The organism is Bremerella alba, from assembly GCF_013618625.1.
In the GTDB taxonomy this organism is placed as follows: domain Bacteria; phylum Planctomycetota; class Planctomycetia; order Pirellulales; family Pirellulaceae; genus Bremerella; species Bremerella alba.
Window position 1 is genome coordinate 54,960 of record NZ_JABRWO010000012.1, and the last position, 18,366, is coordinate 73,325.

Genomic DNA, 18,366 nt, shown 5'->3' on the forward strand with positions numbered 1-18,366 from the left:
CGAATCCTTCGGCGGTTATTGTCTTTCTCTTAAACTCGAATGTCTTTCACTTCGGCATAGGCTTGCATCATCTTGTTGCGAACCTGAAGCATCATTTTGAAGGACATGTCGGCTTTTTGGACGGCGGTCAACACCTCGGCCGGGTTAACGTCGCCACCGGTAAACAGGGACTCGACCGCACGGTCGGCGTCCTGTTGCATTTGGTTGACTTCTTGAATTCCTTCGAGCAGGAATTTACCGAACGACTCAGGCCCACTATCCGGCTTGCCTGGCAAGGGATTGGGGGTCTGAGGGATGCTCAGTTGCTGTTGGATTGCGTTAATGGATGCCATCGGGGGGAAGTTCCATCAATTACGCCAAAATACGCAGCGTTTGGCTCGTCATGTTCTTGGTCATTTCAATCACACCCACGTTCGACTCGTAGGCTCGGCTTGCCTCCAAGGCATCGACAAATTGTTCGGTCATATCGACATTCGGATACTCGACATATCCCTTCCACTTTCCATCCTTGATTGCCAAGGGATGGTCAGGTTGCCATCGTCGCTTCGGCTCGACATCGTTCTCACGGACCTCGGCAACCTTCACTCCGGCGGCACCGCTGGACGTTGCCAACTGGTGGTCGGTTTCCAGGATGACGTGCTTGGCCTTGTAAGGCCCAATACGACCATTGGCGTCACGTAGCGAGGACATGTTCGCAATGTTCTGCGAAATCGTGGTCAGGCGTTCGCGCTGGGCGATAAGCCCACTGGTGCTGATATCCAAGGCGGAGATCATGAGGACGTCCTTTCCTGACTTAATAAAATCCGTTAAGGGAGTTAAACGCGTTCACTAATAGCGACGCTTAGCAATCGAAACTGGCTTTCCATGATTGCCAAGGCCGTGTTGTGCATCGTCTGGTTCTTGGACAACTCGGCAACTTGTCTTTCGATGTCGAGGTTACTCTCGTCGTGAAACAAAATGCCGTTGAGCGAGTCTTGGACATCTCGCATCGGGTCGCCCTCTTTGGTGTGGACGAGTCCCTGCGAGATCGGTTCGTTCGGGTTGTTCTTGCGCTCGATCGCTTCGGACAGTACTTCGTGAAAGCGATCGACGTTCAGGTCGCGTCCCTTGTAACCCGGCACGCGTTGATTGGCGATGTTGGTCGCCAGAATGGAGTGTCGCTTCTGCGCGAAGTTAACGACCTGTTCGAGAACAGGAACGGTATTCGCATTGAAGATCGAGTTTTCCATCGTGGGCTTCCTTACGCTAGTCGCCTGATCAATTGCAAAGGGTGTGCCGATCTAAGCACATTAGCGTTAAATCCTGGTCACCTGCCCGCAAAGTTTGCCTGGTTCGGCAAATCTTGCAGCAAGTCGCTTAGCGATTAATCTTTGGGAAGCGAATACCGGCAATTCTTGCCGCAACGTTTCCGGAATGTTTTGCCGATAGCACATCCTGCACGCCCTCTTTAAACATGGGCAAAAGTACGAGCCCGGGGTGCCAAGCCGTAGCTTCGCAGCTTATTACTTAACGTTCGCACACTGATACCAAGAGCCGTTGCGGTCTTTTCGCGATGCCCTTCGTAATGCTCGAGCGTTTGCTCAATTAGTTGTCGCTCCATATCTTCCAGCCGCATTCCGACCACGGAAACGTCGCCGGTCGACTGCAGCGAAATCGGTTCCTGGCTGCTCTCGGTCAACCAAGGGCGAATCTGTTCGGGAGTTAAGTCGTGACCGATCGTCAGCAATGCGGCTCGCGTGACGATGTTCTCCAATTCACGGACGTTGCCTGGCCAAGGATGACTTTGCAACAGGTCCATCGCCGAATCCGCAACGGTCAGCATTTCGCGACCAACACGAATCACTGCCGCGTTCAGGAAGTAATCGACCAACATTGGAATGTCTTCGGTTCGATTGCGAAGTGGCGGCAGTTCAATCGGAACGACGTTCAACCGATAGTAAAGGTCTTGCCGAAACCGATTGGCTGAGACTTCCGCCAGTAGGTCGCGGTTCGAGGTCGCTAACACACGAACGTCTGCTTCCACTGTCGCACTGCTGCCCACTTTCTCGAATCGTCTCTCTTGGAGCACGCGAAGCAGTTTGGCCTGTAGTGGCAGATCGATCTCGGTGATTTCGTCGAGCAAAATGGTTCCTCTGTCGGCCAGTTCAAAGCGACCAATCCGGGAATGATCGGCACTGGTAAACGCGCCACGCTCGTGTCCGAACAATTCGCTCTCCATCAGGTGAGCCGAAAGAACCGGACAATTCAGGCTGATCATCGCTTCGGCACGACGGCGACTGGCTTGATGAATCGATCGAGCAACCAGTTCCTTACCGGTGCCGCTTTCGCCGGTGATTAAGATCGTTTCGTCTGTCGGAGCCACCAGATCGATACGCTGTCGCAATGTCTGCATGGCAGGGCTGCTACCGATCATCACGACACTGTCACTGTCGCCACCAGGCGGAATCGCCGTCGCGCGATCGCCACGACTGGTCGACTCGATGGCCCTTTGAATAGCTGATTCCAAATTTTCGACCTGCACAGGCTTTTCCAGGTAGTCGAGCGCGCCGAACCGCATCGCATCGACCGCTGTGTGAATGCTTCCGTGTGCGGTGACCATAACCAGCTGAGTTTTTTCATGCTTTGCACGTACTTCGCGTACTAGCTGCAAGCCATCCATCCCGGGCATTTGCAAGTCAGTCACCACGACATCGAACGCCTGCTTGGCCAGCCGATCAAGCGCCTCGCGACCGCTACCACAACAGGCCGTTTGATATCCAATCATGGAAACGGCATCGCCCAGGCTTTCACGCGAGTGCGGGTTGTCGTCGACAATCAGAACGGAATGACTTGGAGTGCTCTTTTTCATTGCGTCGATCATGCGGCTGCCTTCAGAGATTTCATCGGAAACATAAGCGTAAATGCGGCACCGAAGTCAGGGCAGTTCATCGCGGAGACTTGCCCCTGATGGACTTCCACGACTCGCTGGACGATAGCCAGACCGAGACCAGTTCCGGTGCTCTTGGTGCTATAAAATGGATCGAAAATGCGCCGCACATCGGTGTGGGAAATCCCACAACCAGTGTCGGCAAACTCTATTTCCAGATGGCCGAAGTTAACCTGGGAGGTGATTGTCAGGATGCCTCCGTCAGGCATCACATCCAAAGCGTTGAGAATCAAGTTCAGAAACGCCCGCTTGAGCATGTCCTTATCGGACAGCAACATCTCTTGCTCGGTCAGATCGAGACGAACTTGAACGTTTTGGGCCTGAAATTGCGGCGCCAGATCTTCGCAGATTTCGCGGATCATTTGCGACGTCGGCACATAGGCTTGACTAGGCTGTCGATCGGCCGTGAAGTGCAGTAAGTCATCGACAGTCGTATTGAGCACGGTCAGACCGGACTCGATCTTGCCTACAATACGTTTTGTATCAGGGTCGCTATCTACTTTTCGTTTGAGCAGCCCTGTATAAAGCGTCAGCGGCATGAGGCCGTTGCGTACCTCGTGAGCGATATGCGACGCAACCAAACCAAGATCGGCCAGGCGATTCTTTCGTGCGAGTTCGCGATTTTTGACTTCCAACTCGTCGGACAATCTCGCCACTTCTTTGCGAAGCGATTCGTGCGTTTCTTGGAGACGCACGGTGGCTTTATCCCAGCACGAAAGCAGCTCGCGAAGATCAATCGACTCGTCATTGGCCGAGAGATTCCATAGGCGATTGCTGTCGGGCATCGTAGGTTCTTCGTTGGGAGAGGTCATATCTCTGGGGGCCCCTTCTTACTCGGCGGTTAAATCGAAGCCGCGACTTGCGGGCAAGTTCGTGTTGTTGTAAGCCGATGCGGAATCAGCGGCAGTGTGCGTCTCTTGAAGCATCTTCGAGATCTCGTCGCGATGCGTGGAGACGAGATCAGTGCTCTTCTGCTCTAACTGTTTCAGCTCCGTTAGCAGTACTTCACAATGCTTGGCCTTTTGGGAACACTGAGTGCGTTCGCTGGCACTTCGCCAAACTCGGGCATCTGGATTTTGGTGACGAAAGGGATCGATCGTACGATCAATCTGAGTCAATCTTTCAATCAACGTTTGCTTGGCAACCAACACACGCATCAAGTCGTCGATATGATCGTCATGCCCGGCCAATCTCAGTTGGTATTGCGAAAGGGTCAGCAATTGCGTCAGAACTTCGTGCTTCTGACCAATGAGCTGAGCCAGTTGATCGGTTTCCTCAATACAAGGCATACAAATCAGCTTTCCAGTTAAAGGGTGGCCCCTAACCAATCGAGGTAGTTTTGCCAGTCATCACGCGAACCATGAGTCGTCTCCGAATAGTCGATGCCATCGGCGAGGCGCGATAGCACAATCTTGGCCTGCTCGACCGTGCCTCGGGCTTCGGTCGATTGATTCATATAACGATAACAATTGGCAATCTGAACAAATGCTTCCAGCGAAACGGCTTCGGTTTGATAACGATTCGAAGCGGTGGAATAGGCCTCGATCGCATCCTTGTAGCGTGCCAACTCGAACATGGCTGCCCCTTGTGCGAAGTAGCAGTTCCGCAAGATACTTGCCTCGACCGGATGAAGGTCAGCTTGCATTTCGAGTTTCGTCGTCAATTCGAATTCCAGGTCATTGTAAATCTCGATCGCGCTTTCGAGATGCTCCTTCACTTCCTTGTCGAACTTGATCCGTTGCGTTTCAATGTTAACCAGGCGAAACTTCTTTTTAGGCAACATGGACGAACGCCGATGACACTCGGCGATCAGATAGCGGGCACTGATCGAACGGGGATCGTCGGGGTAACGTCGGACGGCCGCATGCAGATACTTGATCGCACCCTTGTAGCTCTCGTTACTTTGCTCGAGAAATTGAAACGCTTCGCGAGGAATGCTTTCGGGAGCTTCTAGAGCTCCTTTAACACGTGCCTGGGCTTCAAACATCTCCCCTTCCAGGTGCAACACTTGACCGAGTGCAAACAGCGAATCTTGCCATTCACGGCTGCTCGGCTCGAGTCGACCATCGTCGAGGTTGGCCGTCAAAACACTCTTGGCCTCGGCCAGCTTACCAAGTTCCATGTAGGCCTCGCCGCCGAGCACGCGGGCTTCGTAGACCGACGGATCTTTCGGGTAAAACTCTAGGCACTCATTAATTGGGCTCAAGGCATCTTCGGCTCGGTCGAGTGCGATCAAAGCTCGGGCCGTAGCAACCAAAGCTCGGGGCTGGTGCTCGCGGGTTTCATATCGCTGGTAATCGGCGAGAATCTCTACAGCCTTGCTGAAATCTTGGCCGCGAAGATAGGCCGAAGCGCTATTCCAGAGGTCATTCGTGTACTCGCTCGTAGCGAACCGATACTCAGCCAAATCCAGATAAACCTTACCGGCACTGCGGAAACGAAACCGTGACTTCGCACGCAATTCAAGCGATTGATTGAAGGGTACTTCGTCAGCTTGCTGCTCGAGATAGTCCCCCCAAGCATGTTGCACATCGGCTTCGATCTGAAAGGCCTGATCAGCTGGAAATAAAGGACGCAGTGCCTGGGCGACTTCTACCGCTGGAGCGAATTTCTCGGCCGACTTCCAGGCGTCGATCGCTCGAGTCACGCGTTGACGGAAATCGACCTCGTCCACCCAAGGGTTTTCATACTTGCCGCTGAGCGTTGCTTCGCGAAGTGCTCGGCGATAGATCTCGACCGCTTCTTCGTCTTTATCTTCCGCACGAAGCAGTTCGGCCTCTTCTAGCCCAGCCGCCACGCTTTCTGGTGTTCGGTAGTAAATTTTCCGCGTACGGGTTGCTTGCTGCATCGCTTCGTCCAACTGCTCGTTGGCCCGCAGCATGACTGCCAGTAAGTACGAAGCCTTTCGAGTTGAATCCGCCGCAACCAACTGATTGCTGGCGGCTTTGCGGAACAAACGAATTGCCGAGTTGAGCGAGTCCTGAGCCTGTTCTTCTTCACCAGCTGATAGAGAATCTTGATAGCGGCGACGTGCAACCAATCCCTGCACAATCACGCCGTCCACATAGCTTGGCGAAGTCGGTGGAATTTCTAGAATCGTCTCCAGCGTTTCATCAAGTTGCCCGAGTTCGAATTGAATACGGGCCAAGCGAATGTGGGCTTCTGATTTTTGCGTTGGTGTAAGAACCGGATGGGAATCGTATAGCCGACTCCACTTCAATGCTTGCTCTAGATTTTCTGGCGTGGATGGCTGGATGGCCAAAAAGCAGTCGGCCAGAGCATTTTCGATTTCGAGCTGGTGCAAAGGATAGTCGGAATAAATTTTCGCGAGAGACTGGATAGCCTTTTCGTACTGTTTTGATTCCATCTGGCTAATACCCAACAGGTACTCGCCGCGAATTTTGTACTCAGGTGGAAATCCTCGCTCGCGGGCAGTTTCTAAATGCTGCACCGCTACGCGATAAACGGTCTCGCGGTCCTTGGGATTGAGAAACTCTTTCGCTTCGTCGTGCAGAATCATGCCCAACAAAAATGGTGCCGCGCCTTGGTACGGCTCATGAACATGCAGGTCTTCGACATGGGTGCGAGCAATCTCTCGCGCTTTAGAGACCTCTCCGTTTTCGTAAGCCTCGATGGCTGCGGCTAAGGTTTGCTCTTCGGCTTCGCCACCGCGAACGAGTACCCACGAGATTCCAGAAACAAGCCCTGCCACGATAACTGTTCCGGCAATCAGAAACATCCGATTGCCACCCAGCATGTCCATAAAACTACCACGAGGATTCGTCCCCTTGGTCGCTTCAGTTGCATCGCTTTGGTCAGTTTCCGTCGACATCGAAATTTGTTCTCAAGTTCCTTAGTGGCTCAAGTCGATATCGACAACGGGTAGGTTCGCTTTCGACTTTTCACAAGGTCATTCAAATACAATCGCGACTTTCTGCGAGCGCACGCAGCCGCGCATATTTTCGCGGGACAATATGTACAGAAATGCAGGGAAACAGGTCAAGACAGGATTGATGAGATCTTTCGCTGCGACCGATTGAAATGACCTACAAGTCCCTATGCCCGCCATTAGGAGGCTATCTGTGGCGACAGCAATGACAGCATGTAAAATTCCCGGCCTAGCCGATAACTTTTCACAGGGAAACGCTGACAACCCTGGAGGAACGCCAAAGAAAAAACCCTCGCTAATGCGAGGGTTATGCGGTGTGTTTAAGTGAGGACCAGCCTGGCAATGGGCGAGTTATCTCAAGACCTGCCCCATGACCCAGCCGTTCATATCTTCCAGCATGTCGGTCATGATGCCGTCGCCACAGAGATATTCGCGAACATCCATCTTTAGCCCAGCACTGTGGCCTAGACGAATATTCTCGCAAAACTGCTCTTCGGTGTAATAAGTACTTTCATGGCAGTGCATCAACATGATGGGAAGCTGTTCGCACAATGAAAGACTTCTTAGCGGGGCATGCCCATTGGGTAAGGGGCCATTAATCGAGATGACACCTGCGTAATCGCTAGGATTTTGCAGGGCCAACCGTAATGCCATCGTCGCTCCATCCTGGTAGCCGGCTAGGAAAATACGGCGACCATGAATGTTGAACTGGTCGGATGCTGACTCGATCGCCATCTCGACGCGACGAGATGCGGCCTCGATATTGGCTTCATCTTGCGACCAATAATAGCTGGCGAACTCGCTGCCGGTATCTCGCGTGTGACGACGAGTACCACGAGGACCAACAGCAACAAAATTGCGAGTGCTGGTCAGTGGCATAATTCGGCGCAACTGGGATTCGTTGTCGAACGCCCCATGCAGCCAGACGATCAGCGGATACGCATAGCCTGGTTCGTAGTGCAACGGAGTGAACAACTCCAGCGGGCAAGCCTGATTTGAATCTCGCCGAATGCGAAATTCGTAAACCTTACTTTGCTGAACGCTGAGGTTGGACGAATGGGTCGTTGGAAGCGCTGGCGTGTCTAAACGTTTCATGAAGACGTTCTGCAGACTCTCGGTGTTGGTTGTTTGGAGAGTGAAGCCCAAATGTGGCGATGTTCGCCAATTGGGTCAAGATCAGCCTCACCATCTTTTTGACTGATCGATTCACTTTGTTAGTGCCAACGCTGAGAAATCGTCTTCTAGCGTCCTGCGCGACATCCTTGTCGCCCCGTTGGAATAAGCATTGAAACACGAATGATTGAGGGAAACAATCTTGCTAGCGAGACCAACTATCCGTAAAATTTCATGGCCCAAGAAATGCATGGACCATGAATTGCTAGTCGCTTGGCGGGCTTCCCCGGGCAGACAACTTTTGATTACGAAGCTAAGAGTTTATCCATGGCTTCAACCAATCCCTTGACGGCGTCGACGCTCTTTTGGAAGTCGGACTTCTCTTGTTCGGTGAGTTCGAGTTCGACGACTTTCTCGACACCGTTGGAACCCAGGATGACAGGCACACCGACGTAGTAGCCACCCACGCCATACTCCTTGTCGCAGTAAGCGGCACAAGGAATCAGACGCTTCTTATCACGAACGATCGCTTCCACCATCTGAGTTGTGGCGGCCGCCGGTGCGTAGTAAGCGCTGCCGGTCTTAAGCAAACCAACAATCTCTGCCCCACCCTTGCGAGCGCGATCGACGATTTCTTCTAGACGTTTTTCGTCCATCAAGCGAGTGACAGGAATACCGCCAACCGAGGTGCAGGACGGCATCGGCACCATCGTATCGCCGTGGCCACCCATCAGCATGGCGGTTACGTCTTCGACACTGACGCCAAGTTCCATGGCAATGAATGTGCGATAACGGGCCGTATCTAAAACACCGGCCTGACCCATCACGCGATTGGCAGGGAAACCGCTGACCTTCAGCGCCTGTTGGACCATAGCATCCAATGGATTGCTGACAACGATGATCGTGCAGTTAGGACTGGTCGATTTGATTTGTTCGGTCACGGCGGTGACGATCTTCGCGTTGGTCGCCAGTAGATCGTCACGGCTCATGCCGGGTTTACGCGGAATGCCGGCCGTGATGACGACGACATCGCTGTCTTTCGTGTCGGCGTAATCGGTGGTACCGACAATATTGCTATCGAAGCCGACGATCGGCGAGGCCTGCATCAGGTCGAGGGCCTTACCCTTGGGCATGTCTTCGGTTTGCGGAATGTCCAGCAGCACAACGTCACCCAGTTCAGCGGCAGCACACCAGTGAGCACAAGTGGCCCCCACATTACCGGCACCGACAATCGTGATCTTGGCTCGTTTCATGAGAAAGTTCTCCTCAATAGCCCAGCTACTGCTGGGATTAATGGTTGAAGACGTGTCCGCAAGGTGAACCGCCCAAAGCTGCTATGCCACGCAAGGCGAGTCTGAAGCTGAATATGGGCGCACTGCCAACGATTATCAAGAGGGCTTGACGGCCTAACGTGCATCTTCAAGAAGGTTCGGCACGATTTAACGTCGACGAGACGCAGATTTGCGAGAGAACACAACACCAAACGCAATCCCCAGCCCAACCACGACGCCCAATACGACCAGCATCGAGAGCACGAACTGATTGGTTTGAGGATCGCTGGGTGCTGCATACCGCTCGACGCTGGCGGCAATAAACAGCGGGCTAATCTGCCGCCGGGTGAAATCGTCCCGAGACATAAAAGGGGTCCGATAGGCCCAAAGTTTGAAGAACGCCCCGGTCACGGCAACCGACTGATGCAGGTCCTCTCCTACCGAAAGCCCCGAAGGAAGTTCAGCCACGCAAACGAGAACCGGATAGTCGTTCGAAAATTCTTTGCGCGTCGACTCGTCCCCGGCACGCTGAGATACGATTGGATTCGCAATGGGAACGAAGACGGAAAGCTCGTAGTAGTGGTCGATACCTAATCGCTGCCGGATATCCTCGTCATCAACCTCAATCTTAGTAATTCGACGGCAAAGCCCCGTGAGTCGCATGAACTTGGCACGGTACTTCTTCGGGGCAATCATTAAGCCTACCTTGGGCTCGGTCAGATACTGAGAAACGGTTTGATTCGCCATGGCCGTTTGCTGATCGGCCGGAATTCGTTTCACCGCGGCCATCATTTGATAAAACGGTTCCCGTTCGAGCCCCTCGAATTTGACACGATCTTTGACATGCGAAAGCTCACCGATGTCCATCCCTTGCTCCGCCAAGCGTACCTGATCGGCCGTTACCCCCAGATCATGATTGGGCTCGCTGGGGTGCCACGAGATCTTAGGCGTCGCGAAGACAAAACCTTGGCGATCCTCACCTGTCTCAAATGACTTCAGAAAAATACCAGGACAACTGATGGATGCCCCCAAGATATTTTTTTCGGGATTAAGAGTGACCTTCCAGGGCTGCGGAATGTCCTCGACGATGATGGTACCGAACGTCGTACCGGTCGGCGTATCGAGCATGGCATCCACTTCATAGTAGGTGGCCAAACCTACGCCTTCGACGGCTTCTTGTGGGACGGTCATCTCGCGCACCGACTCAACACTTCCCGTTAGTAGATAGATTTCCAGTCGGTGGTCTTGCGGATTTGCTTCGAGTGCCTCCCACGGGGTCTCCAACTTTAGCCAACGCGTGACGCGATGGGGCTGCAAACGTCGAATCCGCGTTAACGCACGAATGACGGCCTCTTGCTCGCCGTCTTCCAACGGTTGACCATCTAGAAACATCTGAAGGTAACTGTCACCGAAGTCGATCAACTCGAAGAACTCCCGCGCTGACATCTGGTCGAAATCAGGGACGTGATCCCCAGTCGGTCCAGCTTCGCCTTCCGAAACCTCACTCTCAGCTACAGGCGACGGGTCTTCTACTCCCTGGGCACCAAGAGAGCCATCCCCACCGAGCAGAAGCAGAAGAACCAAGAGACACAGCAGATTGAATTTATTCAGCGATTTAGTCATCAGGTTTTTCGGACGACGAATGGTTCTTGAGTTGAGTGGACAGGGTACCGAGTTGATCTCGCACCGAAACCCCAACAGAGATGTCGGCCGCGTTCTCTTCAAAATTCTTTCGATTACGATGCCGTACCAACTTCTCGACTTGGGAATCGCGGTTGCGGTTGTTCCACCAGATAAAACCAACGACGACGATCGCCCCCCCCATCGCACACCCGACGCCAACGACGATCTCGACTGTCGTTATCTCGCGTTGTTCCATCAAGGGCGCTTGCCAGTTGGCAGTTCGCGCCAAGAGAAGCGGGGCCGTCATTGTTCCCCCTTTGGCAGCATACACCCACTTTTTAAAGTAGACGGCCTGAAAAGAAACCGTTTCATGAATCTCGTTGCCCACGGGAAAGCCTGCTGGAAGATTCATACTGTAGATAACAATGGGCGAGTTATCCCCGCCTGCAAAGACCCACAGCTGCCATAAGTTGCCGGCACGTTCGTCGAGCGGATTCGGCGGAAGCTTGACACAGCGGCGGACGGTTCCCTGGATCGTCACCAGCTTGCCGCGATATAACTTCGATTGCTGAAATAATTGTCCAAACTGGACCAGCGGAGCATGCTCGACCGACAAGTCCTGGGGAGTCGCATCTCGCATACGGTCAAAAATTTGCGACCAGGCCTCGAAATCGGATGCGCGAAAAGGACTACTATCTTCGACCAGTGCCAAAGCTTCCGGATCGGCCCAAACCTGATCGTGGGCCTCTTTCGCGTTCCCCTTCCCTTTGCCACCCAGTGTATAGGGTGTCGCTGGGCGGCGACTGCCGACAACCCGAAATTCTCCATCTGTGCCGTTGTCGCCGGCGACCGCTTTACGGGGGACCTGGATTTGATGCTGGGTCACTCGGGCACGATCATTATTAGATACGCCTTCCCCTGACGTTTTATCCGGAGCAATCCAACGCCACGTTTCAGGGTCGGCCGCTCGTATCATGAGGACAACCACCAACCCCAGCGAGCCAACGAGCATCATCAGACGCAACTGCTCACCTCGCGCAAAGTAATTCCGCGGAGGCTTTTGACTCGGTTTCGACGATTCAGGAGTTACTTGGGACATGTCACGACATTATACGGAAAGAGGTAAGCAACTCACGCAGCTACGGCCAAACACGTTTAGCCGATCGCTCGCAAGCGACTTGCCCGGCCTAACCAACGGACGAGCAAGTACTTTCCTTAAATCTAGATTTGAAAAAGAGATACGGCAACACGGCAAAAACTCAGGCTCCATCCTACCGTTCCCCTCGCGCCTTTGCTGAACTCTATGGTATCATGGGTTTTATCTCGAAATACGCTCCTCTTTCTGGGAATAATCCAATTCGTTGCCAACGAATGCTTAGTAAGGAGGAGTTGATAGACAGTCTCTGCTAGGTGTCAGCCTGGCAGGAATCGTTCACTCAGTTCCTCTTTGGAGTTCGCGTTGGCTCTTTCTGCCGAGCAGTTTCATCGATTGGTCGACCAGCATGGTCCTACGCTTTATCGCGTTGCTTATCGCTTGATGGGTAATCGCCATGACGCTGAGGATGTTGTGCAGGATGCTTTCCGATCGGTCTGGGACAGCCGGGATCGATTTGACGCAGAGAAGGGAGAGCGTGCTTGGCTGGTTGCGATTCTCCGTCGTCGCGTTGTCGATCGATGGCGGCGAAAAAAACAGCCCATGCCCCTTTCCGACCACGACAAGACCACGCCAGAATTGGTCGCACCGGTCGAACCAGAACAAGGGTTCAGCGACGAGATGCAGGCGGCCCTACAGTGCCTCTCGGAAGAACTTCGCGAGGCGATTCTGTTGGTGGTTGTGGGTGAACTGACCCACCAGGAAGCTGCAGACCTACTGAAAGTCCCCTTAGGAACAGTCCTTTCCCGTGTGAGTCGTGCCCGCAAGAAACTTCATTTAGAATTGTCCATTCGATTGCCATCCTGAGCGATCCGCAGCGGCATCGCCAATAACATCCATAATCAGATTTAGTCCCTAACTAGTATTACCGTGAATTCCTCCGACCACGATCGCGAACTTGACCGACAACTCCGAGGGGTCGCTATGCCGACCGATCTCGTTGCCCGGCTTAAGTGCATCCCAGAGGCTGCTGACATTGATGCAGCCCTCGATCGCGAATTGTCGGCAGTAGAAATACCGGGCGGTCTCACTGAACAACTGCACGAGATCGCTGCCTCACAGGCATTGGTAACTCGTAGTGTTCGCCAACGAAGTGCCGCCGACCGTAGCCCTCGAGTTTCATGGGCAGTTGGTATTTGGACGGTGGCAGCCACCTTGCTTCTCGCACTGGGTATCGGATCGATTTGGCAAATCAACCGGAATTCGGATATCGCCAAGCATGACCCGGTGTCAGTGATCTCTGCGCCGGTCAGGCTCGCGGAGCAGTCCCTGGCACTCGAGTGGCTAGGCCCTACTCGCTCAGAAATTGAAGGCCAGGCCCAACTCTCGGACTTACTCCCTTTAGTCGACATTCAATCCGTTTCGCCAGCGATCACCGAAGTATCCCTTCCGGAAATACAGGTCGCGCATTCCGATGTGCCAAGGATAAAGTCCCTCTCGGAAGAATTACCGGAAGATTTGCTGGCCAGCACGTTTCTTATGCGTTGGCAGCCGCTGGGTGCTAATCCAATGATTCGCTCGATGCACGGTCGCCCACAGCTTTTATTGCCTTCGGCGAACGCGGTATCCTTTTTCTCCGAATCCCAAGCTTATGATCGAGAGTTCCTTCTGCGGGAATCGTCACATCCATTTGCTTCCCCTCAGCATCCTTCGATGCGGTCTACAAGCGTGCCGATAACCGGGGACCAGAAGAGTTTCGAGAATAGCCTCTTCTCCGAGAATCCCTTCTCGCCTGAGGTGCTGGAAAACGCTCGCTCGGAAGAGTGGCTCGCCGCGACCGGCAAGTTCTATGTACCGGCTCAACCCAACCAACTCGAACTTCGTACGGCAGCTGGCCCAGCCGTATTTGCCGGAGCAGGCACCCAATTGCTTGAAATCGGGATCGTCGCCGGCTCGACCGATTCAAAAGATCGCGCCCCGGTTCATCTCACTGTGGCCGTGACGCCTCCTGAGTCGAAACAACATGCATTGCGAACGTGGCTACCCGTCAAAATCGCCCTTCGCGAGATGATTGAACAGCTTCGCCCGCACGACAGCGTGACGTTGGTGGTCATGTCCGACCTACCCTATGTTTTGATCGACGATGCCACCAGCGAGCATCGCGAGGAGTGGTTTGCCGCGCTCGATCGCATCGATTTAGGCAGTCCGTCGAATCTAGCGGAAGGGATTCGATTCGCCTCGGCTACCTCGTTAACCAAGGCAGGCTTTGGGGATATTCGCCGCTCGTTGGTGGTGCTATCCGATCGCTTCCCAGCCCTCGACGTTTCGACCAACGAGCAACTACGCCCCCTGATTGAAAATGCCTCGCAGCAGGGCGTTAAGTTCAGCTGGATTCAACTCGAAGATGAAAATTATGCGTCTCTCGTCCCTGCACCGTCTGCACTGCACGGCATGGGCGACTGGCTAGTAACCAATTCACTGCAACGACTAGGCCGTATCCTAAATCAGCAAATTCACGGGGCACCGTCGCTGATCGGCACCAATCCGAACGTTCGCGTTAAATGGAACCAGAAGTCCGTTGCCCAATACCGACTGATTGGTTACCAACCAGTCGGTGGCGATTTTGTGTCCACCTCCGCAACACACGAGTTTCACGCCCTCGATAGTGGTACCCTGCTATTTGAATTAGTGCTTCCCGAGGACGGACCAAACGACATCGCATCGATCGAGTTGACCTGGAACGATACCAGCGGCAAAGCTCGTAAATCGGTACAGAAAGTTAGTCGCCTGCAATTTGCTCCGTCTTGGCAGGCATCCCCCTTATCACTGCAAGCGGCACAGCTTACCCAGCAAAGCTTGGCCTTGCATCAAAATTCGTACTTTTCACGGCGTCGTGGCAACACGATCGATGAGTTAGATAATTGGGCTTCTTCCCTGAATCCTGCAATCCGGCAACATGCGAGCTATCCTCGACTGGAAGTCCTGTTGCCGAGCCTGCATGATTAAGTCAGGATGGAAGTTCACCTGAATACGGCCAACCTTGAAACGTCATGGTTAAGTCGATCATTTGACAAAAGGAACAGCACCTCCTCCCCCATCTCTTCTTAAGAGCATCCGTACGATCGCAGCCAAACAAGGTTCGCGTTAGTATCGGATGTGAACGATTAGCCTTTTCGCCTTCACAATCGAGTATGCCTGCGGTACCGATTAGCACCGAGAAGTCTTCGTTTGGGCAGAGGTTTTGCCTTGTCTTATAGGATAGAACCAAATGCGGATTACTAAGCTGATTTTGCTCGCAACCGGCCTTATTATGGCATTTTCGTCGGTTACGAATGCCAAGGAACCGTTCGACGAATTCTTCAATGGGCTCTTGCAACGCGGGTACCACGAACAAGCGATCTGGTACATCGATTCGATGGCCAACAATGCTGGCCTACCAGAGGAAGTCAAAAAGACCCTCGATTACCGCAAGGCGATTGCTCAAATCGAAGCGGCCCGTCGCAGTCCGAATCTTGACTCGCGCGAAGAATTGCTCGTCGCAGCCGGTAACAACCTGGGTAAATTCCTTAAAGCCAACCCCCAAAGCGATCGCGTAATCGATGCGTCGATCCAGCGAGGCAATGTGTTATCGGATCAAGCCCGCTTGGCCGAAGCCCGAGCACGTCGCGAGGAAAAGCCGGCCGACAAGAGACCTTTTCTCGATACGGCCCATAAACGCTACGAAGAAGCACGAAAAGTCTTTGAAGATGCGAACAAGCAAATTCGAGAAGCGTTGACCGCCTTGCCTAAGGTGCTCGATCCCTCGAAAGATTCCGCCAAAATTGCGTTCCGCGATGAAATGCGAGCGTCTTATATCCAGACGCAACTGTTAGCTTCCAATTGCCTCTTCGAGATGGCCAAAACACTTCCGGAAGACCATAAAGACCGCAAAAAGCAGCTAGAGCAAGCAGCCAAAGAATTCGGCGAAACGTACAGCAAGTACAAATCGCGTCTGGCCGGTCTCTATGCTCGGTTGTACGAAGCACAAGCTCAGCAGGCTTTGGACAAGACCAAAGAAGCCATCGCGATCTATGTCGACGACCTGATGCTATTAGGCGATCAGCCAGAGCAGTTTCGCCAGGTCAAACTCAAAGCCGCGATCGGTCTATCAACGATCTGGATGCAGAAAGATGAGCAAGCGAAAGTGCTCAGTGAGATCGCTCCATGGCTGGACGAACAACAACTGCGAGCCAACCAGGAACGAGACGAAGACTGGCTGAACATCAAGATGATTGTCGCCAAAGCCTATAAAAAAGATGCCGATGGCCGTGATAACAAAGACAAGCAGCGGGGCAATAATCGCCGCGAGGCATTGAAACTGGCCGTCGATGTTGCCAAGTACCCGAGCGAGTTTCAAAAGGAAGCGTTGGCAATCCGCGCCGAGTTGCAAGGGGAAGATGCCGTTGCTCAAGATGACTCGGATGCCAAAACATTCCAGGAAGCTGTCACCGCAGGTCGCGACCTTATCAATGAAGCGAATACCCAAAGCTTCGCCGTGAGGAAGATGCAAGCCGACTTAAAGGCCACCAAGGATAAGGCGGCCAAAGAGCAATTGGCCAGCCAGATTGAAACGGACGAAAAGGTCGTTCAAGATGCTTTCAGTAAAGCGGAAAGCAAGTTTCAACAAGCCCTGCAACTTGCCGACCGAGACACTCCTTCGGACGAAGTGAACGGCGTACAGTACTTTCTCTCCTTCCTGGGTTTCCAAGATGGTGATTACTGGCAAACCTACGCTCGGGCGTCTTTCGTTGCTCAGCGATACCCGAACAGTCCTAGCGCTAAGCCATGTGCCAAAATGGCGCTCGCATGTGCCCTACGATTGTTTGAAGCCGCCCCGGCCGACAATCGCTCGTTCGAGTTAAGCCTGGTTCAAGACACGACCGACTTCATGGTTAAGACGTGGCCAGATTCGGAAGAAGCGGGTCAGGCATTGTTGGCACTCATTGGGTTCCAACTGCAACAAGCGAGTTCCAAAGAGCTTTCCTGGGACCAACAAAAAGCGATGCTGGAAGCCGCTGAAAAGTCTGTAGCCAAGATTGGTGACGGAACGGCTGCCAAAGCGGATGCCCAGTTAAAGGTGGGTCAAACGTATTGGAATCTCTTCTTACGTGGTAACTCACTGCGTCGTGAAGCGAAAGACAACCCTGACGCCATGGGAGTTCCCACTGATGAGCAACTCGCCGCAATCAAGGAAAAAACCCAGAGTATCCTCTCAGCCGGTGTCGACTCATATCAAGGCGAAGATCCGGATTATAGCTATGTCCTCGGAGCGTTGTCCCTCATCCAGGTCTACACCGACACGGGCGAGCCCAACAAAGCCGTCGAACTGCTTGAAAAGAAAAAAACCGGCCTAATGGGTCTAGTCGAGAGCAAGAATGCTGTCGCAACCCGGCCTGGTATCGATCAACTGATCTACAAGGCGGCCGTCCGAGCTTATATTTCGGCACTTCCCACGACGACCGACGCTTCCAAGACAGAGTCGTTGATGGCCAATGCTGAGAAAGCCATGGCACAACTCAAGAGCCTGGCTGGCAACGATGCGAATAGCCAAAAGCAACTGGTTGCCATCTACATTTCTCTGGCCAATGACCTGAAAACCCAGTTGGACAATGCCAACCCGGCATCCAAAGTTGCCCTGGCGGGTGCGTTCGAGAAGTTCCTCAATCGCGTCGCCGAATCAAGTAAGGAACCTAACGTGCTGAACTGGGTTGGCGAAACGTTCTACAACCTAGGACAAAGTTTCTCGGAAGACCCAAGCTTTAACGGAGACACGAAGAGCTTCTACAACAAGGCAATCGCCGCCTACCAGCAAATTATTGACCAAGCTGGTAGCGGCTCGCTGAACCCGGCTCTCGTGCAGCAAGTTCGAGTTCGTATTGCCATGGCCCAGCGGGAAATTGGCGAGTATGAACAGGCCGTCGCCACGTTTGCCGATGTGCTGAAGGAAAAGAATATGATGGTGAACGTTCAAGTCGAAGCCGCGAAAACCTTCTACATGTGGGGACTCAACGGAGGAGACTCGAAGACGTTCTATCAATCGCTGATGGGTGCCAAGCCTAATCCGGAAACCAAGCAGAATGTGATCTGGGGCTGGGGTCGTTTGCAATCCATCTTGGCACGCTACGCCCAAGCTGGTGCTGATCCTTCGCCTTTTAAAGAGACGTTCTTCGAGTGTCGGTACTACCTCGCGGCGTGCCGATACCAATTCGCGCTCTCTCAATCGAGTAAGGATAAGAAAGATCAGTATTTGGCCGCTGCCGCCAAAGATATTTCCTCGACCCAGTCGTTTGATCCCAGCTTAGGCGGGGACGAGTGGTTCCAGAAATTCGATACACTGATGCGAAGAATTCAAAAGGACCTGACTGGTGATGTCAAAGGACTCGACAAGCCACAACCTTAAGTGGCCCGGAAG

At 53.3% G+C, this 18,366-nt stretch carries 14 protein-coding genes; 3 read left to right on the forward strand and 11 right to left on the reverse strand.

Annotated elements, in window-relative coordinates:
- Positions 1-29: 29 nt before the first annotated feature.
- The 11 genes from fliE to HOV93_RS19960 form a co-directional block, all read right to left on the reverse strand.
- Positions 30-332, reverse strand: a complete 303-nt coding sequence (gene fliE / locus HOV93_RS19910; protein WP_207398297.1) for a flagellar hook-basal body complex protein FliE — start codon at positions 330-332, stop codon at positions 30-32.
- A gap of 19 nt (positions 333-351) precedes the next feature.
- Entirely contained in the window at positions 352-774 is a 423-nt protein-coding gene (gene flgC / locus HOV93_RS19915; RefSeq protein ID WP_207398298.1) for a flagellar basal body rod protein FlgC, read from the reverse strand.
- A gap of 41 nt (positions 775-815) precedes the next feature.
- Entirely contained in the window at positions 816-1,229 is a 414-nt protein-coding gene (locus tag HOV93_RS19920) for a flagellar basal body rod protein FlgB (RefSeq protein WP_207398299.1), read from the reverse strand.
- A 218-nt stretch (positions 1,230-1,447) separates the two neighbouring features.
- Positions 1,448-2,860: a sigma-54-dependent transcriptional regulator gene (locus HOV93_RS19925; RefSeq protein WP_235990705.1), complete on the reverse strand. Its 1,413-nt coding sequence runs from the start codon at positions 2,858-2,860 to the stop codon at positions 1,448-1,450.
- The gene (locus HOV93_RS19930; protein WP_207398300.1) at positions 2,857-3,711 is read right to left on the reverse strand and encodes a sensor histidine kinase; all 855 of its coding nucleotides are present in this window, start codon (positions 3,709-3,711) and stop codon (positions 2,857-2,859) included. Before HOV93_RS19930 ends, HOV93_RS19925 begins: the two co-directional genes overlap by 4 nt.
- Positions 3,712-3,756: 45 nt before the next feature.
- Positions 3,757-4,215: a hypothetical protein gene (locus HOV93_RS19935; RefSeq protein WP_207398301.1), complete on the reverse strand. Its 459-nt coding sequence runs from the start codon at positions 4,213-4,215 to the stop codon at positions 3,757-3,759.
- A gap of 17 nt (positions 4,216-4,232) precedes the next feature.
- Positions 4,233-6,758, reverse strand: a complete 2,526-nt coding sequence (locus HOV93_RS19940; RefSeq protein ID WP_207398302.1) for a tetratricopeptide repeat protein — start codon at positions 6,756-6,758, stop codon at positions 4,233-4,235.
- Between the two features lie 408 nt (positions 6,759-7,166).
- A complete protein-coding gene (locus HOV93_RS19945; RefSeq protein WP_207398303.1) occupies positions 7,167-7,910 on the reverse strand; it encodes an alpha/beta hydrolase in 744 nt (247 codons plus the stop codon).
- A gap of 323 nt (positions 7,911-8,233) precedes the next feature.
- Positions 8,234-9,181 carry a malate dehydrogenase gene (gene mdh, locus HOV93_RS19950; protein WP_207398304.1) on the reverse strand — a complete coding sequence of 316 codons (948 nt, stop codon included), beginning with the start codon at positions 9,179-9,181 and terminating at the stop codon, positions 8,234-8,236.
- 186 nt (positions 9,182-9,367) lie between these two features.
- The gene (locus HOV93_RS19955; protein ID WP_207398305.1) at positions 9,368-10,822 is read right to left on the reverse strand and encodes a hypothetical protein; all 1,455 of its coding nucleotides are present in this window, start codon (positions 10,820-10,822) and stop codon (positions 9,368-9,370) included.
- Entirely contained in the window at positions 10,815-11,921 is a 1,107-nt protein-coding gene (locus HOV93_RS19960; protein ID WP_207398306.1) for a hypothetical protein, read from the reverse strand. The genes HOV93_RS19955 and HOV93_RS19960 overlap by 8 nt, the downstream gene beginning before the upstream one ends.
- A 360-nt stretch (positions 11,922-12,281) precedes the next feature.
- On the opposite strand from HOV93_RS19960, the gene HOV93_RS19965 reads away from it, so the two are divergent.
- From HOV93_RS19965 to HOV93_RS19975, 3 genes are all read left to right on the forward strand, one after another.
- Positions 12,282-12,782, forward strand: coding sequence for an RNA polymerase sigma factor (locus tag HOV93_RS19965; protein ID WP_207398307.1), 501 nt, complete (start codon positions 12,282-12,284; stop codon positions 12,780-12,782).
- A 117-nt stretch (positions 12,783-12,899) separates the two neighbouring features.
- The gene (locus HOV93_RS19970; protein ID WP_207398308.1) at positions 12,900-14,921 is read left to right on the forward strand and encodes a VWA domain-containing protein; all 2,022 of its coding nucleotides are present in this window, start codon (positions 12,900-12,902) and stop codon (positions 14,919-14,921) included.
- Positions 14,922-15,183: 262 nt separating this feature from the next.
- Positions 15,184-18,354 (forward strand): tetratricopeptide repeat protein, encoded by a 3,171-nt coding sequence (locus tag HOV93_RS19975; RefSeq protein WP_207398309.1) that lies wholly within the window; start codon positions 15,184-15,186, stop codon positions 18,352-18,354.
- The last annotated feature ends 12 nt before the right edge of the window (positions 18,355-18,366 follow it).

Excerpts from the sequence above, each read along its gene's own strand:
- fliE (WP_207398297.1), bottom strand. The coding sequence starts at position 332 with ATGGCATCCATTAACGCAATCCAACAGCAACTGAGCATCCCTCAGACC.
- flgC (WP_207398298.1), bottom strand. The coding sequence starts at position 774 with ATGATCTCCGCCTTGGATATCAGCACCAGTGGGCTTATCGCCCAGCGC.
- HOV93_RS19920 (WP_207398299.1), bottom strand. The coding sequence starts at position 1,229 with ATGGAAAACTCGATCTTCAATGCGAATACCGTTCCTGTTCTCGAACAG.
- HOV93_RS19925 (WP_235990705.1), bottom strand. The coding sequence starts at position 2,860 with ATGATCGACGCAATGAAAAAGAGCACTCCAAGTCATTCCGTTCTGATT.
- HOV93_RS19930 (WP_207398300.1), bottom strand. The coding sequence starts at position 3,711 with ATGCCCGACAGCAATCGCCTATGGAATCTCTCGGCCAATGACGAGTCG.
- HOV93_RS19935 (WP_207398301.1), bottom strand. The coding sequence starts at position 4,215 with ATGCCTTGTATTGAGGAAACCGATCAACTGGCTCAGCTCATTGGTCAG.
- HOV93_RS19940 (WP_207398302.1), bottom strand. The coding sequence starts at position 6,758 with ATGTCGACGGAAACTGACCAAAGCGATGCAACTGAAGCGACCAAGGGG.
- HOV93_RS19945 (WP_207398303.1), bottom strand. The coding sequence starts at position 7,910 with ATGAAACGTTTAGACACGCCAGCGCTTCCAACGACCCATTCGTCCAAC.
- mdh (WP_207398304.1), bottom strand. The coding sequence starts at position 9,181 with ATGAAACGAGCCAAGATCACGATTGTCGGTGCCGGTAATGTGGGGGCC.
- HOV93_RS19955 (WP_207398305.1), bottom strand. The coding sequence starts at position 10,822 with ATGACTAAATCGCTGAATAAATTCAATCTGCTGTGTCTCTTGGTTCTT.
- HOV93_RS19960 (WP_207398306.1), bottom strand. The coding sequence starts at position 11,921 with ATGTCCCAAGTAACTCCTGAATCGTCGAAACCGAGTCAAAAGCCTCCG.
- HOV93_RS19970 (WP_207398308.1), top strand. The coding sequence starts at position 12,900 with ATGCCGACCGATCTCGTTGCCCGGCTTAAGTGCATCCCAGAGGCTGCT.
- HOV93_RS19975 (WP_207398309.1), top strand. The coding sequence starts at position 15,184 with ATGCGGATTACTAAGCTGATTTTGCTCGCAACCGGCCTTATTATGGCA.